This window comes from Streptomyces sp. NPDC059874 (assembly GCF_042731135.1).
Taxonomy (GTDB): domain Bacteria; phylum Actinomycetota; class Actinomycetes; order Streptomycetales; family Streptomycetaceae; genus Streptomyces.
In genome coordinates this window covers 65,005-80,807 of sequence record NZ_JBHWJY010000014.1, presented here as the reverse complement: position 1 = coordinate 80,807, position 15,803 = coordinate 65,005, and the positions used below count along the sequence as shown (strand labels likewise).

Genomic DNA, 15,803 nt, shown 5'->3' with positions numbered 1-15,803 from the left:
CCGTCGCGCGCCCTCACTCGTCGTGCGCGGCCGCGCCCCGGATGTCCGGCTCCGGCGCGTCGCCGTCCGTCAGCAGACCGGTCCGCAGCTTCGCCATGATCCGGCCCAGCAGCCGGGAGACCTGCATCTGGGAGACCCCGAGCCGGTCGCCGATCTCCGCCTGGGTCAGGTCCTCCCCGAACCGCAGCGAAAGGATCAGCCGGTCGCGTTCGCCGAGGTCGGCGAGGAGCGGCTTGAGGGACTCCAGGCTCTCGATCAGTTCGTACGCGGGCTCTTCGACCCCCAGCGTCTGGGGCGCCGCGTTCGCCTCCGGCTCGTCCCCGGCGGGCCTGTCGAAGGAGCCCGCGGTGTATCCGTTCGCGGCCCGGCGCCCCTCCGCCAGGGCGTCGTCGTCGATGCCCAGGCGCTCCGCGAGCTCGTGGTCGGTGGGCCGCCTGCCCAGCCCCTGCTCCAGGACGTCGTGCGCCTTGGCGATGTCGAGCCGCAGTTCCTGCAGTCGCCTCGGAACCTTCACGGCCCAGGAGGTGTCCCTGAAGAACCGCTTCATCTCGCCGGTGATGGTGGGCAGCGCGAACGTCGCGAACTCGACCCCGCGCTCGACGTCGTACCGGTTGATGGCCTTGATCAGGCCGATCGTACCCACCTGGACGATGTCCTCCGTCGGCTCGCTGCGGTTGTGGAACCGGCGGGCGGCGTACTTCACCAGGCTGAGGTTGAGTTCGACGAGCGTATTGCGGACGTACGAATACTCGGCGGTTCCCTCGGTGAGTGCGTTCAGCCGCCGGAACAGCGAGACCGACAGGACCCGGGCGTCGGAGGTGCTGACTCCGAGCGGGTCCTCGGGGATCTCGGGGAGTTTCGGGACGTCGAGGGCGGTCGCGCGGTAGGCGGTGCGGTAGGCGGTATGGACGGGCTCCGCTGTGTCGCGGGAAAGGGCTGACATGGGAATCCTCCGACGGGGTGGTCCGGTGCCCGTTTGGCACATCGGGACCGTCGTGGCCTTCGACGGGGATATACCCCAGGGCGGGCGGGTTGACCCTTCGCCGTGTCACAGTGGACGCAGCGAGGTCAGACATGAACGATTCCGACCGGATCCTCGAAAAGCTGCTCGCGAGCCTCACGGCCGTCCACGACGGGGACCTCACCGCTCGGCTGCCGGACGACGCCGAGGGCCTCCCCGGGGAGATCGCGGCCGTCTACAACCGGATGGTCGAGCGGCTGTCCCTGGTCACGGCCGAGGTCACCCGCGTCGCCCAGGAGGTCGGAGGCCAGGGGCTGCTCGGCGGCCACGCCAGGGTCCCGCGCACGGGCGGCGTCTGGCGCGAACTCACCACCGGTGTCAACAGCATGGCCGACAACCTGACCTCCCAGGTGCGCAACATCTCCCAGGTGGCGACCGCCGTGGCACGGGGCGACCTCACGCAGAAGATCCGGGTGGACGCGAGCGGTGAGATCCTGGAGCTGAAGGAGACCATCAACACCATGGTCGACCGGCTCTCGGCCTTCGCGGAAGAGGTCACCCGCGTGGCCCGCGAGGTGGGCACCGAGGGGAACCTGGGCGGTCAGGCCACCGTCCACGGCGTCTCCGGAACGTGGAAGGACCTCACCGACAACGTCAACTCGATGGCCACCAACCTGACCAACCAGGTGCGCAACATCGCGCAGGTCACCACGGCCGTGGCGCGCGGCGACCTCACCCGCAAGATCGACGTGGACGCCCGCGGGGAGATCCTGGAGCTCAAGACCACCATCAACACCATGGTCGACCAACTGTCGTCCTTCGCCGCCGAAGTCACCCGGGTGGCCCGCGAGGTCGGCAGCGAGGGCCGGCTCGGCGGCCAGGCCGAGGTGGCCGACGTATCGGGCACCTGGAAGCGGCTGACGGAGAACGTCAACGAGCTGGCGGGCAACCTCACCCGGCAGGTACGGGCCATCGCCGAGGTGACCGGAGCCGTCGCCGAGGGCGACCTGACCCGCTCGATCACCGTGGACGCCCCGGGCGAAGTCGGCGAACTCAGGGACAACATCAACGCCATGGTCGAGTCGCTGCGCGCCACCACCCGGGCCAACGAGGAGCAGGAGTGGCTCGGTGCCGGCCTGGCGCGGGTCTCCCGACAGATCCAGGGCATCCGGGACCTGCCCGCCGTCGCTCAGCTGATCATGCGCGAGGTGCCGCCCCTGGTGGACGCGCAGTACGGCAGCTTCTTCCTGGCCCAGGAGGGGCCGGACGGCACCGAACTCGTCGCCATCGCCACGTACGGGCTGCCCGACGAGCCGGGCACCGGCCCGCGCCGCTTCCGGATCGGCCAGTCCCTGGTCGGCGAGGCCGCCGCCGGCCGCCGGGCCATCACCGTGAACGACCTGCCGCCCGGGTACGCGACGATCGCCTCCGGCACCGGAGCCACCGACGCGACCACGCTGACCGTCCTGCCGATCGTCGCCGAGGACCAGGTGCTGGGCGCGGTGGAGCTGGCGGCCCTGCGCCCGATGCGCCCGTTGCACCGGGACTTCCTCGACCAGCTCACCGAGATGCTCGGCGTCAACGTCCGCTCGCTGATCGCCAACGCCCGCACCGACGAGCTCCTGGAGCGGTCCCAGCAGCTGACGGCGGAACTCCGCTCCCGATCCCACGAGCTACAGGTAGGCCAGCAGGAACTCAAACGCTCCAACGCCGAGTTGAAGGAGCAGGCGGCCCTCCTGGCCGACCGCAACCGCGACATCGAGCGCAAGAACCTGGAGATCGAACAGGCCCGCCAGGAACTGGAGGAACGCGCCCGGCAGTTGTCGCGCACCTCCATGTACAAGTCGGAATTCCTGGCCAACATGAGCCACGAACTGCGCACCCCGCTCAACAGCCTGCTCATCCTCGCCCAGCTCCTGGCGCACAACCCCGAGGGCAACCTGACCGAGAAACAGGTCGACTACGCGACCGTCATCCACTCCGCCGGATCCGACCTGCTGCAATTGATCAACGACATCCTCGACCTGTCCAAGGTCGAGGCCGGAAAGATGGACGTCCACCCGGAACCGGTCTCGCTACGCCGCCTGCTCGACTACCTGGACACCACCTTCCGGCCCGTCGCCGACGAGCGGAACCTGGAGCTCACCGTCGCCGCCGCCCCGGACGTCCCCGACGATCTGATCGTCGACGAGGCCCGGCTGCGTCAGATACTGCGCAACCTGCTCTCCAACGCGCTGAAGTTCACCGAAGCCGGCCGGGTGACCGTGCACGTGGACAGGGCCGCCCCCGAAGAGCTGCCCCCGACGCTCCTGCACGGCGCCGACGTGATCGCCTTCCACGTCGCCGACACCGGCATCGGCATCCCCACCGACCGGCTGGAGTCCGTCTTCGGCGCCTTCCAGCAGGGCGATCCGGCGACCTCCCGCGCCTACGGCGGAACCGGCCTCGGGCTCTCCATCAGCCGCGAGGTCGCCCGGCTGCTCGGCGGCGTCCTCCTGGCACAGAGCACGGAAGGCCGGGGCAGCCGTTTCACGCTGTACCTGCCGGCACGCGACGGCCGCGGAAGCCCCGGATCCGGACACGGAACCGCGGAGCAGCCGCACGGAGCACGGGCAGGCGGCGAGGGACGGGCCGCGGACACCGGGCCGGCCGGCCGGACCGTCCTCGTGATCGACGACGACGCCCGCAACGTCTTCGCGATGACGGCGATGCTCCAGGAGGCGGGCATCCGGGTCCTGGCCGCGGACCGGGGGGAGGCGGGGATCGCACTGCTCACGGGCGGAGAGCAGGTGGACCTCGTGGTGATGGACCTGATGATGGCCGGGATGGACGGGTACGAGACCACCCGCGCCATCCGCCGGCTGCCCGGCCTCGGTGACCTCCCCGTCATCGTCGTCACCGCCAAGGCCATGCCGGGCGACGAGGCCGAAGCGCTGGCCGCCGGGGCGACCGACTACGTCGCCAAGCCGGTGGCCCCGGAGGTCCTGATCGCCAGGATCCGCGCCTGCCTGCCGGCCCCGGACCGCTGAGCGCCGGCAGGACCGCCGAGCGTCAGCACACCCGCAGCACCACCAGACTCGTGTCGTCGTCCGTGTCCCCGCTGACCCTCGCCATCAGCCGGTCGGCCAGCTCGTCCGTACGGCCCGCCCCGAGCCGCTCGGCGGCGCGCCGCAACACCGCCAGGCTGTCGTCCAGCCCCTCGTGTCGCCGCTCGACCAGCCCGTCCGTGTAGAAGAGCAGCAGGTCGCCGGGAAGCACCCGGGTGACCTCCTCCGGATACGCGGCTCCGGGCAAGGCACCCAGCAGGACCGTGTGCGGCGGCTCCAGGAACCGCCCCTGCCCGTCCCGCACCAGCAGCGGCGGCAGGTGCCCGGCCGTCGTCCAGCACAGCGTCCGTTCGGCGGAGTCGTACAGTGCGCACAGGGCGGTGGCCGTCGGCTGGCCGGGCGCGCGCAGGGCCACCTCGTTGAGCCATCCCATCAGCTCTCCGGGCGCCCCGCCCGTGACGGCCAGTCCGCGCAGCGCGTTGCGCAGGGTCGTCATCGCGGTCGCCGCGTCGATGCCGTGCCCTGCGACGTCACCGACCGAGACGAGCACCCGCCCGACCGGCAGCGGGTGTACGTCGTACCAGTCGCCGCCCACCCGGTACTCCGCGACGGCCGGCCGGTAGCGGGCCGCGATCTCCAGGCCCGGCAGTGTCTCCAGCGCCGGCGTCTCCGGCTGGATCGCCTGCTGGAGCCGGAGCACCACCCGGTTGCGCAACTCGGCCTCCGCCTGCGCGGCCGTGAGCCGGTCGAAGCTGGCGTTGAGGGCGACCTCGGTGTGGTGCTGCGCCGTGACGTCCTGGTACACGCCCGCCAGCCCGGTCAGCACGCCCCGCGTCAGGACGGGCTCGGCCGCGATCTGGACGCGGCGCACCCCGCCGTCGGGCCGCACCACCCGCAGCAGCCCCTGGGCGCCGTCCCGCCGGTCCATCAGGGCGGACAGCATCCGCTTCAGGACGTCGCCGTCCTCCGTGTGCACCCGTGGTCCGAGCGTGCGCAGCGGCAGCGGGTCCGCTCCGGGCTCCAGACCGAAGAGCGCGTACGCCTTCGCGCTCCACCGGGACCTGCCGGTGACCAGATCGTCCTCGAACCAGGCGACCCGCTCCAGCCGCCCGAGCACGCGGACCAGCACCGGGCTCGTGTCGACGGTGTCCCAGACCACCACGGCCCGCTCCCTCGCGAGGGCCAGTACGCGCACGTGCGCCATGGAGCCCGACTGCGGGGCCAGTCCGTCCTCCGGCAGGCCGGGGACGATCTGCGGCCCGCCGCCACCGGCCGCCGCCGCGATCAGCCGTACCAGACCCTCGTGGGCGTACGGGAAGACCTGCGCGACCGGCCTGCCCACGTGATCGTGGATCTCGCCGACGGCCCTGCGGGCGGCCGGATTGGCGAACTCGACGACCGCCGGGCCCCCCTCGGGCGCCCGGACGATCGCCGCGGGCTGCTCCAACAGGTCCAGCAGGGCGGTCAGGCAGCGGGGCCCGCCCTCCTCGTCCCGCGTCCAGTCCAAGACGTGCGCCGCGGGCTGCGCCAAGTCGGTGAACTCCCTGCGCATTCCTTCATCCAGCGGTACGGGCTCCTCCCACACGGCGAGGAGCAGCCCGGCCGTCCCGCCCGCCGGCCGCAGCGGAAACAGCACCCGGGCGGCCTTCGGTACGGCTCCCGGCAGCCGGGCCGAGCCGGCGGGCGCGTCCACGTCCGTGCCGTCCGGCAGCCAGACGGGGGTGCCTCCCCGCATCGCCCGGTGCAGCGGGCCCCCGCACTCGGGCGGCATCCACTGCCAGTGCGTGGCCTCCGGGCGGCTCGCACCGGCCTGCCCGACCAGCTCCAGGCAGCCCGTCTCGGTGCGCCGCCACAGGAACACCGCCCGGACGCCGAGGGGACGCAGGCCGCCTTCCAGCAGCGTGTCCAGCGCTTCGCCGGCCGTGTCCGCGGCGAGGGCCGCCGCCGCACTGCGACGGGCCCGGCGTGCCTCGGACGCGGCCCCGGACTGCCCGTCGGGCACCTCGACGACGAGCAGGCCCACGGCCGCGTTGACGATGTCGACGGCGGTGTCCACGGCCCCGAGCCCCGTGGACACCGCCAGCCGAACCAGGTGGTCCGCGGCCTCGTCGGGCGGGATGGACAGCTGAGCCGAGAGCACGCCGGTGGCGAGATCGAGCAGGCGCCGACGGGCGCGGTCGGCATGGAGGGACGCGACCTCCGCGGTCAGATCGGTGACGGCGGCGGCCAACGAACTGCCGGACGGCACACCGGCCGGGCCCGGCTCGGTCATGGACGTCACCTCCGGCGGTCGGCCCCCGTGGACGCGACTTCCCTCGCCCCCCAGTGTGAAACGACACCGCACGGGTGCGCGATCGGCCGTCCCGCGCTCCCGAGTACGCCGGACCGGTGACGCGTGGCCCGGGCTCACCGGCGCGGCGGCGCGCGACACCGGACGGCGCGGCGCACGGCGGTACACCTGGGTCCTGTCGAATGCGGACACCCGACGGGGGAGGGGCAGTGGCAAGAGCCGCGGCGGAGCTGATCGCCTGGTGGACGGGCGGCCTGGTCCTCCAGGTGCTGTTCGTCGAGACCCTGTCCTGGCCCGAACTGGCCGTGGCGGCCGCGGGAGCCCTGCTCGGCGCCGTGGCCGCCCGGGCCGTACGGATCGCCGCCGATGCCCGCGCGGGCGGCCTGGCCCGGCTGCTTCCGGCCCTGCTCCACTGTCCCGGCACCCTGCTGGCCGACACCTGGCGGCTGGCCGTCCTCGTCACCCGCGTGCTGCGGGGCCGCCGGGTCACCGGCCGGTTCCACACCATGACGCTGCGCCGCGGAGCCGGCGCGGCCTGGGCCTGCGGGCTGCTCGCGACCACCCCCGGCCTGTACGTCGTCGACCTCGGGCGCGGCGGCCGGATGCTCGTGCACACCCTGCCCGGCCCGGCGAGCGCACTGGAGCAGGCCCTCGTCAGCGGGAGGGACCGGTGAGCGGCGCGTACGGAACCGACTGGAACGCCTGGCTCGTGGCGGCCGGAGTGCTGCTGGTGCTCGGCCTGCCGCCCGTACTGCTCACCTGCGGCCGGGGCACGCCGGTCGACCGGCTGGCCGGGCTCGCGATGACCGGCACCCTGGTCACCGTGATCCTGCTGCTGGCCGCCCGCGGCCTCGGCCGCACCGCGTACACCGACCTCGGGCTGGCCCTCGCCCTGCTCGGACCCGTCGGAGTCCTGGCGTTCGCCCGGTTCCTCGGCAGGCCGCGCGAGGGCTCCGCGCGCCGGACCGGCGCCCGCTGACATGGACCCCCGTACCGTCTGCGCCACGGTCCTGCTCGCCGCCGGGACCGCCGTCCTCCTCTTCGCCGTCCTCGCCTTCCGGACCCTGCCCCGCCCGTACGCACGACTGCACGCGCTGGCACCGGGCACCTCGCTCGGCGCGCCGCTGACCCTGCTCGCACTGGCCGTCGACGCCCCGCCGGGCCGGGGCGCCGTCAAGTTCCTCGTCATCGCCGCTCTGATGGTGCTCGGCGGCACGCTGACCACACTGGCCGTGGGCCGGGTCACCGCCGAGCACGAGGGCCGGCTGTCCGGGGACTCCGGCACGTGATCGCCACCGAACTGCTCGCCGACGCCACCGTCCTCCTCGTGACCGCCGTCGCCACCGCGGCCGTCCGGACCAGGGACCCGGTCCGCCAGGCCGTGGTGCTCAGCGCCCTCGGGCTGCTCCTCGCGCTGTTGTTCACCCTGCTCCAGGCCCCGGACGTGGCCCTGTCGCAGTTGGCGGTCGCCGCGGTGGTGACCCCGCTGCTGATCCTGCTGACCGTGCGCAAGATCCGTGCGGTGGCCGACCGGAGGGAGGAGGGGGAGAAGTGACCCGCGCCGCACGCATCTCGGTGTTCTGGGTCGCGGCCCTGCTGATCGCCGCGGGATACGCCGCCGCGTGCGGGAAGCTTCCCGCCTTCGGCGGCCCGTTCCACCCCTACGCCGATCGTGCGGTACCGGCCGCGCTGGACCAGCGCACCGCCAACGTGGTCGCCTCGGTCACCTTCGACCAGCGCGGATTCGACACCCTGGGCGAGGAGTTCATCCTCTTCACCTCCGTACTGGGCGCCGCCCTGCTGCTACGACGGGCCCGCGACGAACGCCTCGTACGCCCCCGGCCGGGCCGGGTCCAGCCCACCACCCGGCTGCTGGGCACGCTGCTCCTGCCGATCGCGCTGGTCACCGGCGTCTACGTGGTCGCCCACGGTCAACTCACCCCCGGTGGAGGCTTCCAGGGCGGCGTGGTGCTGGCCACCGGTCTCCACGTGGCCTACCTGGCCGCCGACTACCGCGTGCTGCGACGGGTCAGACCGCGCGCCGCCCTCGACGTGGCCGACGCCATCGGCGCCGGGGCCTTCGCCGCCCTGGGCCTGGTCCCCCTCGCCGTCGGAGCGGCCTACCTGGAGAACGTCCTGCCACTGGGCACCCTCGGACAACTGACCTCCGGCGGCCTGGTGCCCCTGCTCAACGCGGCCGTCGGCGTGGAGGTGGGCTCCGCGCTGGTGGTCCTGCTCGCCGCCTTCATCGACCAGGCACTGGAGATCGAGTCCACATGACGCCGCAGCCCCCTCCGCAGCCGCTCGGGCTGCTCCCGTACCTCGCCGCCGGGTGGATCTTCCTCGCGGGCGTGTACGGGCTCGTGACCAGTCGCGATTCGGTGCACGCCATCGGATGCCTGACCGTGGTGCAGTCGGGGACGTACGTCCTGCTCGTCGCCGTCGGCTACCGGCGCGGCGGCACCGCCCCCTACTTCACCGACATCCCGGCCGGCACGCCCGTCGTGGACCCCGTGGCACAGGCCCTCGCCCTGACCGACGTCGTGGTCGGCGCCGCGCTCACCGCGCTGCTGCTGGCCCTGGTCCTGCAGATCGCCAAACGGCACGGCACGGCCGATCCCGACGCGCTGACCGGCCTCAAGGGCTGACGCGCGAGGTGCCCATGACAGACACCGCCGACCTGCTCCCGCTGGCCGTGGTCTGCCCGCTGCTCGGCGCGGTCGTCCTGGCCGTCGCCGGGCGGTGGCTGCCCAGGGCGGCCGCCGACGCGCTCGCCCTGGCCTGGGCGACGGCCCAACTGGTCCTGCTCGCCCGGCTCTGGACGGGTACGGAAGGGCGGTCGGTCTCCTGGATCGGCGCCTGGACCCCGGCCGCCGACGGACGGGGCGTGGGCATCGTGCTCGCCACCGACCGGCTGGGGGCCGGGATCGCGCTGCTGGCGGGGGCCCTGGTCCTCGCCGCCATCGGCTACTCCTGGTACTACTTCGACGAACCGGATCCGGGCGGCCGGCAGGGCGGCACCTTCCCGGCGCTGATCCTGCTGTTCGAGGCCGGGATGTGCGGATTCGCGCTCACCGGGGACCTGTTCAACGCCTTCGTCTTCCTGGAGCTGATGGGCGCCGCCGCCTACGCCCTCACCGGCTACCGGATCGAAGAATCACGGCCCCTGCAAGGCGCGTTGGCCTTCGCCCTCACCGGTTCCCTCGCCGGATACTGCGCACTGCTGGGCATCGGTCTGCTCTACGCCCGTACCGGCGAACTGGCCTTCGCGCGCATCGGCGAGGAACTGGCGGGGCGGCCCGCCGACCTCGCGGTCACCGTCGCGTTCGTCCTGGTCGCCACCGCCATGCTGGTCAAGGCGGCCGCCGTGCCCTTCCACTTCTGGCTGCCCGACGCACACGCCGAGGCGCCCACACCCGTGTGCATGCTGCTCTCCGGGGTGATGGTGGAACTCGGCCTGTACGGACTGCTGCGCATCTACTGGACGGTGTTCTCCGGCCCCGGCGGCATCCCGGCGGAATCGTTTCGCGCCGTCTTCCTGGTCCTGGGCGCCGTCACGGCGGTGACCGGGGCGGTGCTGTGCTGGCAGCAGCGGCACCTCAAGCGGATGCTGGCCTTCTCCACCATCGGCCATCTGGGCCTCTTCCTGTGCGGATCGGCCCTGCTGACCCCGGCGGCCACGACCGGGGTCGCCGTCTACGCCGCCGGCCACGCCGGAGCCAAGGCCGCCCTGTTCGGGCTCGTGGGGGTGCTGCTGGACCGGCACGGCTCGGTGGACGAACACGGCCTGTACGGTCGCGGCCGCGATCTCGCGCCCGCCGGGGTGCTGTTCGCGGCGGGCGGGCTCGCCCTGGCCGGGCTGCCGCCGTTCGCGACGGGACTCGGCAAGGCGGTCGTCGAGCACGCCGCGGAGGCGGGCAACGCCTGGCTGATCCCGCTGTTCGTGCTGGTGCCCGCGGTCACCGGGGGAGCCGTACTGAGGGCGGGCGTACGGGTGTTCGCCGGCCGAGGCGCCCCGACGCCGGCCCGGCAGACGGGCCCGGAAACCACCGGCAAGGACGAGGAGCCGGAGATCCGCGATCCCCGCCGGCGGGTTCCGTGGCCGATGGTGGTCGTCCCCTGCGTCCTGCTCGGGGGATCCCTGACACTGGGCCTGGTCCCGGAGTTCGGCCGGGCCCTCGCCGAGGCGGCCGTGCTGTTCTGCGATGCGCCCGGTTATCGGGACGCCGTGGCCGGACGCACCGCCCCGCCCGCCGGGCACGCTCCCGAAGCCGCCTGGACGCCGGCCGGGATGGCCCTCGGGACGCTGTCGGCCGGGGCCGCCGCGGGCCTGGCCGCCGCCGCGCTGTGGGGTCCCGCGCTGCGGGGTCCGCTGGCGCGGCGTACCGGCGAGTGGGCCGGGCGGGTGACCACGTACGCGATCGTGCCCCTGCGGCGGCTGCACTCGGGGCACGTCGGCGACTACGTGGCCTGGCTGCTGGCCGGGACGGCGGCGCTCCTGGCGGCCTTCGCCGCCCGGAGCTAGTGCTGTGACCCGGTGAACCTCTCCGGTCACAGCACCAGGGTCCCGATCTGCCGGACACCCCCGAGCCCCGGGCCACCCGGATCGTGCTCAGCAGATCCGTGGGAGCTGCTCCCCGATCGGCAGGTCGACCACGCGGGTGCCGCCCAGCCGGGTGCGCGCCACGACCATGCCGGGGTGGGCGTCCACCGCCTCGCCGATCACGGTCGCCCCGCGGCCCAGCGGATGCGCCCGCATCGCGTCGAGCACGGCCTCGGCGTGCTCGCGCGGCACGAAGGCCACGAGCTTGCCCTCGTTGGCCACGTAGAGCGGGTCCAGGCCGAGGATCGAGCAGGCGTTCGCGACGGCCGGCGGGACGGGGACGCGGGCCTCCTCGATGACCACGCCGGTGCCGGAGGCCGTCGCGATCTCGTTCAGCGAGGCGGCCAGACCGCCGCGGGTGGGGTCGCGCAGGACGTGCAGGTCCGGGGTGACCGCGAGCATGCTCCGTACGAGACCGCCCAGCGGCGCGCAGTCGCTCTCGATGTCCACGCCGAACTCCAGGCCCTCCCGGACGCTCATGATGGCCACGCCGTGCAGTCCGATGTCACCGCTGACGATCACCACGTCGCCGGGCACCACCCGCTGCGGGCGCAGGTCCACCCCGGCGGGGATGACCCCGATGCCCGCGGTGTTGACGTAGATCCCGTCCCCGTGCCCGCTCTCGACGACCTTGGTGTCGCCGGTGGCCACCTCCACGCCCGCCGCCCGGGCGGCGTCGCCCATCGCCCGGGCCACCCGCGAGACGACGGACAGCTCGACCCCCTCCTCCAGGATGAACCCGCAGGAGAGGAAGGCCGGTTCGGCGCCGCTCATCGCCAGGTCGTTCACCGTGCCGTTGACCGCCAGATCGCCGATGCAGCCACCGGGGAAGAACAGCGGGCGCACCACGTAGGAGTCCGTGGAGAAGGCCAGCCGCACCCCGCCCAGGGACAGCGCGGCCGAGTCCCCCAGCTGGGCCAGGGCGGTGCCGCCGAACGCCGGGAGGAAGAGGTGCTCGACGAGCTCGGCGGAGAGGGCGCCGCCCCCGCCGTGGCCCATCACCACCCGGGGGTGGTCGCGCAGCGGGGCCGGGCAGGTCCAGCCGGTGATGTCCAGTGGTGCGGTCTCAGCCAACGGGGCTCGCCTCCAGCGGCGTCGTCGGGGAGCTCGGCGCGGCCTGCAGGTCGAGCCGGCGGTAGAGGTAGTACGCGGCGCAGGCGCCCTCGCTGGAGACCATCGTGGCGCCGAGCGGCGTGCGCGGGGTGCACAGCGTGCCGAAGGCCGCGCACTCGTGCGGCTTGATGAGCCCCTGGAGCACCTCGCCGCTGCGGCACTCCGCGGGCTCCCGCGTGGTGATGCCGCTGACCGAGAAACGGTGCTCGGCGTCGAACTCCCGGTAGCGGTCCGACAGTCGCCAGCCGCTGTCCGGGATGACCCCGATGCCGCGCCAGGCCCGGTCGGTGACCTCGAAGACGTCCCCCAGCACGGCGAGGGCGGCCGGATTGCCCTCCGGGCGGACGGCGCGCGCGTAGGCGTTCTCCACCGTGTGCTCGCCCCGTTCGAGCTGGCGCACGGTCCGCCGTACGCCTTCGAGGATGTCCAGCGGCTCGAAGCCCGTCACCACGATCGGGACTCGGTACCGCGCCGCGAGTTCCGGGTACTCCGCCACGCCCATGACGCTGCAGACGTGCCCGGCGGCGAGGAAGCCCTGCACCCGGCAGCTGGGCGAGCGCATGATGGCCTCGATGGCCGGGGGAACCCGGACGTGCGACACCAGCAGACTGAAGTTGGGGATGCCCAGCCGCTTCGCCTGATGGACCGTCATCGCGTTCGGCGGGGCGGTGGTCTCGAAGCCGATCCCGAAGAACACCACCTCGCGATCCGGGTTCTGTCGGGCGATCGTCAGGGCGTCGAGCGGGGAGTAGACCACCCGTACGTCGCCGCCCTCGCTCCGTACCCGGAACAGGTCGCGGCCGGTCCCCGGCACCCGGAGCATGTCCCCGAAGGAACAGAAGATCACACCCGGCCGGGAGGCGATCTCCAGCGCCTTGTCGATGACCTCCAGCGGGGTGACGCAGACCGGACAGCCCGGCCCGTGGATCAACTCCACCTGATCGGGCAGGAGTTGATCGATGCCGTGCCGGATGATGGTGTGTGTCTGGCCGCCGCACACTTCCATCAGCGCCCAGGGCCGGGTCACCGTGGCGTGGATCTCGTCCAGCAGCCGGCGCGCGAGGTCCGGGTCCTGGAATTCGTCGATGTACTTCACTGCTGCACTCCCTCGCCGGCCTCCGCGGCCAGTTCCCACGGGTCGCCGAACTCCTCCTGCAACATGCCGAGTTCCGCGAAGAGCTCAAGGGTCTGCTTGGCGGACTCCTCGTCCAGGCGTTGCAGGGCGAACCCCACGTGGACGATGGCGTACTCGCCGACCCGGAGGTCCGGCAGGTACTCCAGGCACACCTCCTTCTGTACGCCGCCGAAGTCCACGGTGGCCATGCGGGTGCCGTCCCGCTCCCCGATGTCAAGCACTCTGCCGGGTACCGCCAGGCACATGGGTCTCTCCTCGCTGTGGGGGGTCGGGGACGTCGCGGGCGGCCGCCACCATGAGCTGACCGAGTGCCAGGCCGCCGTCGTTCGGCGGGACATGACGGTGCCGCAGTACGGTGAATCCGTGCTCGCGCAGCGCGCGGGCGCAGGCCGAGGACAGCAGGGTGTTGGCGAAGACCCCGCCGGTCAGCACCACCGTGTCCAGCCCGTGCCGCTCGCGCGCGAGGACGCACAGCCTGGCGACGAGCGCGGTGACGCAGGCATGGAAGCGGGCCGCGATCACCGAGGGCTCCACGCCCGCCCGCAGGTCGGCGACCGCCGCCGCCAGCAGGGGTGCCGGATCCGCGGTGATCGGGTCGTCGCCGGCGTCGGGCGCCGGGAGGTTCAGGGCGAAGGCGTAGGGTCCGGGGTCGGGGTCGGGGCCCTCGCGCCCCGGTGCCCGCAGCGCGGCGCTCTCCAGCTCCATCGCCGCCTGGGCCTCGTAGCCGGAGCGGTGGCAGACGCCCGCCAGTGAGGAGACGGCGTCGAAGAGGCGCCCCATGCTGGAGGTCGCCGCGCAGTTCAGGTCGAGTTCCAACTGGCGGGACAACACGCGCAGTTCGTCCCCCGGGCAGCTGCTCACACACGGCAGGTCCGGATCCCAGGGGATGCCCGCCGCCCACAGGTGCGACAGGGCCATCCGGTACGGCCGGTGCACGGCGGCGTCACCGCCCGGCAGCGGCACGTACGCGAGATGGGCGAAGCGGGTGTATCCGGCGTAGTCGGCCAGGAGCACCTCGCCGCCCCACACCGCGTCGTCGTCGCCGTAACCGGTGCCGTCGAAGGCGATGCCGATCACCCGCCGGCCGCCGTCCAGGCCGTGTTCGGCCATCGCGGACGCGATGTGCGCGTGGTGGTGCTGCACGCGCACCAGCGGTCGGCCCCCCGAGTTGCGCGCCGCCCACCGGCCCGACCGGTATCCGGGATGCCGGTCGGTGGCCAGGAGCTCGGGGGAGACGCCGGTGATGGACTCGAGCTGTCGCTCGGCCCGCTCGAAAGCGACCTGGGTGGCGAGGTCGTCCATGTCGCCGATGTGCGCCGACAGCCAGGCGCGACGGCCCTCGCCGAGACAGAGGGCGTTCTTCAAGTCGCCCCCGGTGGCCAGGGTGGCGGGGACCGGCAGCGGCAGCGCGACCGGCAGCGGGGCGTAGCCGCGCGAGCGCCGGACCAGCAGTGTGGCACCGTCGCACACCCGCACCACCGAGTCGTCGCACGGCACGTGGATGGGGCGGTCGTGCGTGAGCCATCCGTCGGCGAGGCCGGCCAGTCGCTCCAGTGCCTCGGCCTCGTCCGTGACGATGGGCTCGCCCGCGAGGTTCCCGCTGGTCATGACGAGCAGCTCGGGACCGGGGGGATCGCCGGGAAGCCCGAACAGCAGGTGGTGGACCGGTGTGTACGGGAGCATGACACCGAGGTCGGGGCTGCGCGGGGCGACCTCCTCGACCGGACCCTGGACCCCGGCGCGCCTGCGGAGCAGCACGACGGGCCGGACTTTCCCGGTGAGCAGGGCACGTTCTTCGGGGCCGACGTGCGCCAGTCGCTCCGCCCCGGCGAGGTCGCGCGCCATCACGGCGAAGGGCTTGTCGCCGCGGGACTTGCGCCGGCGCAGTTCCGCGACGGCGCCCGGTCGGGTGGCATCGCAGGCCAGGTGGTAACCGCCGAGCCCCTTGACCGCCAGGATCGCGCCCCGGGTCAGCAGCCGGCGGGCTTCGGCGACCGGATCGGTACCGGTGAGCTCGTACGGGGCCTTCGCGCCCGCGGCGAGCAACAGCCGCAGCCGGGGCCCGCAGGACGGGCAGGCCACCGGCTGCGCGTGGAAGCGCCGGTCGGCCGGATCGGCGTACTCGCGGGCGCAGTCGGCGCACATCGGGAAGCCGGCCATGGTCGTGTGGGCGCGGTCGTAGGGCAGCCCGGTGACGATGGTGAAGCGGGGACCGCAGTGCGTGCACGTGATGAAGGGGTGCCGGTGGCGCCGGTCGGCCGGATCGGCCAGCTCCGCGAGACAGGCGGCGCAGGTGGCCGTGTCCGGGGAGACCAGGGTCCGGGCCGGGCCGCCGCTCCGGGAGGCGATGATCGAGAACCCGCCAACGCCGACCACCGGGACCTCGAAGTGGTCCACGGCGTCCACCACGGCCAGCGGGGGCGCGTCCGCCGCGAGGCGTTCACAGAAGGCCGAGACGGCGGCGGGCGCGCCCTCGACCTCGGTCACCACGCCCTCCGGGGTGTTGGTGACGTGTCCGGCCAGGCCGAGTCCGGTGGCGCGGGCGTAGACGTACGGCCGGAAGCCGACGCCCTGGACCACGCCCCGGACGGTGACCCGGCGGCGCTGCGGGGACTCCATCAGCGGGTCTGCGATTGCGCTGGCGCGGGCGTAGG

Annotated in this window: 14 protein-coding genes; 8 read left to right on the top strand and 6 right to left on the bottom strand. The window is 73.4% G+C overall.

Going from position 1 to position 15,803, the window contains the following annotated elements:
• Positions 1-13 precede the first annotated feature (13 nt).
• Positions 14-943 (bottom strand): SigB/SigF/SigG family RNA polymerase sigma factor, encoded by a 930-nt coding sequence (locus tag ACFV9H_RS11175; RefSeq protein WP_385396346.1) that lies wholly within the window; start codon positions 941-943, stop codon positions 14-16.
• A gap of 131 nt (positions 944-1,074) precedes the next feature.
• Between ACFV9H_RS11175 and ACFV9H_RS11170 the strand changes: the two genes are divergently transcribed.
• The gene (locus ACFV9H_RS11170) at positions 1,075-3,990 is read left to right on the top strand and encodes a HAMP domain-containing protein (protein WP_385396344.1); all 2,916 of its coding nucleotides are present in this window, start codon (positions 1,075-1,077) and stop codon (positions 3,988-3,990) included.
• Positions 3,991-4,012: 22 nt separating this feature from the next.
• Here ACFV9H_RS11170 and ACFV9H_RS11165 read toward each other — a convergent pair whose 3' ends face one another.
• Complete coding sequence (locus ACFV9H_RS11165; protein ID WP_385396342.1) at positions 4,013-6,280, bottom strand: SpoIIE family protein phosphatase; 2,268 nt, start codon at positions 6,278-6,280, stop codon at positions 4,013-4,015.
• A 227-nt stretch (positions 6,281-6,507) separates the two neighbouring features.
• Between ACFV9H_RS11165 and ACFV9H_RS11160 the strand changes: the two genes are divergently transcribed.
• Genes ACFV9H_RS11160 through ACFV9H_RS11130 form a run of 7 tightly spaced genes read left to right on the top strand, consistent with a single transcriptional unit; the run spans position 6,508 to position 10,823 of the window.
• Positions 6,508-6,972: a hypothetical protein gene (locus ACFV9H_RS11160; protein ID WP_385396340.1), complete on the top strand. Its 465-nt coding sequence runs from the start codon at positions 6,508-6,510 to the stop codon at positions 6,970-6,972.
• Positions 6,969-7,277 (top strand): MrpF/PhaF family protein, encoded by a 309-nt coding sequence (locus tag ACFV9H_RS11155; protein WP_385396338.1) that lies wholly within the window; start codon positions 6,969-6,971, stop codon positions 7,275-7,277. The genes ACFV9H_RS11160 and ACFV9H_RS11155 overlap by 4 nt, the downstream gene beginning before the upstream one ends.
• Position 7,278: 1 nt before the next feature.
• A complete protein-coding gene (locus ACFV9H_RS11150; protein ID WP_385396336.1) occupies positions 7,279-7,587 on the top strand; it encodes a monovalent cation/H(+) antiporter subunit G in 309 nt (102 codons plus the stop codon).
• Positions 7,584-7,853 (top strand): hydrogenase subunit MbhD domain-containing protein, encoded by a 270-nt coding sequence (locus ACFV9H_RS11145; protein ID WP_385396334.1) that lies wholly within the window; start codon positions 7,584-7,586, stop codon positions 7,851-7,853. Before ACFV9H_RS11150 ends, ACFV9H_RS11145 begins: the two co-directional genes overlap by 4 nt.
• A complete protein-coding gene (locus ACFV9H_RS11140; RefSeq protein ID WP_385396332.1) occupies positions 7,850-8,578 on the top strand; it encodes an MnhB domain-containing protein in 729 nt (242 codons plus the stop codon). The genes ACFV9H_RS11145 and ACFV9H_RS11140 overlap by 4 nt, the downstream gene beginning before the upstream one ends.
• Positions 8,575-8,946: an NADH-quinone oxidoreductase subunit K gene (locus ACFV9H_RS11135; protein ID WP_385396330.1), complete on the top strand. Its 372-nt coding sequence runs from the start codon at positions 8,575-8,577 to the stop codon at positions 8,944-8,946. Before ACFV9H_RS11140 ends, ACFV9H_RS11135 begins: the two co-directional genes overlap by 4 nt.
• Positions 8,947-8,960: 14 nt before the next feature.
• Positions 8,961-10,823: a complex I subunit 5 family protein gene (locus ACFV9H_RS11130; protein WP_385396328.1), complete on the top strand. Its 1,863-nt coding sequence runs from the start codon at positions 8,961-8,963 to the stop codon at positions 10,821-10,823.
• 87 nt (positions 10,824-10,910) lie between these two features.
• Here the strand turns inward: ACFV9H_RS11130 and hypE are convergent, their stop codons facing one another.
• The 4 genes from hypE to hypF are packed head-to-tail and all read right to left on the bottom strand — an operon-like array spanning position 10,911 to position 15,768.
• A complete protein-coding gene (gene hypE, locus ACFV9H_RS11125; RefSeq protein ID WP_385396326.1) occupies positions 10,911-11,975 on the bottom strand; it encodes a hydrogenase expression/formation protein HypE in 1,065 nt (354 codons plus the stop codon).
• Positions 11,968-13,110 carry a hydrogenase formation protein HypD gene (hypD, locus tag ACFV9H_RS11120; RefSeq protein ID WP_385396324.1) on the bottom strand — a complete coding sequence of 381 codons (1,143 nt, stop codon included), beginning with the start codon at positions 13,108-13,110 and terminating at the stop codon, positions 11,968-11,970. Before hypD ends, hypE begins: the two co-directional genes overlap by 8 nt.
• Entirely contained in the window at positions 13,107-13,394 is a 288-nt protein-coding gene (locus ACFV9H_RS11115; RefSeq protein WP_385396322.1) for a HypC/HybG/HupF family hydrogenase formation chaperone, read from the bottom strand. Before ACFV9H_RS11115 ends, hypD begins: the two co-directional genes overlap by 4 nt.
• On the bottom strand, positions 13,363-15,768 hold the full coding sequence (hypF, locus tag ACFV9H_RS11110; protein ID WP_385396320.1) for a carbamoyltransferase HypF: 2,406 nt from the start codon (positions 15,766-15,768) through the stop codon (positions 13,363-13,365). Before hypF ends, ACFV9H_RS11115 begins: the two co-directional genes overlap by 32 nt.
• Positions 15,769-15,803 lie beyond the last annotated feature (35 nt).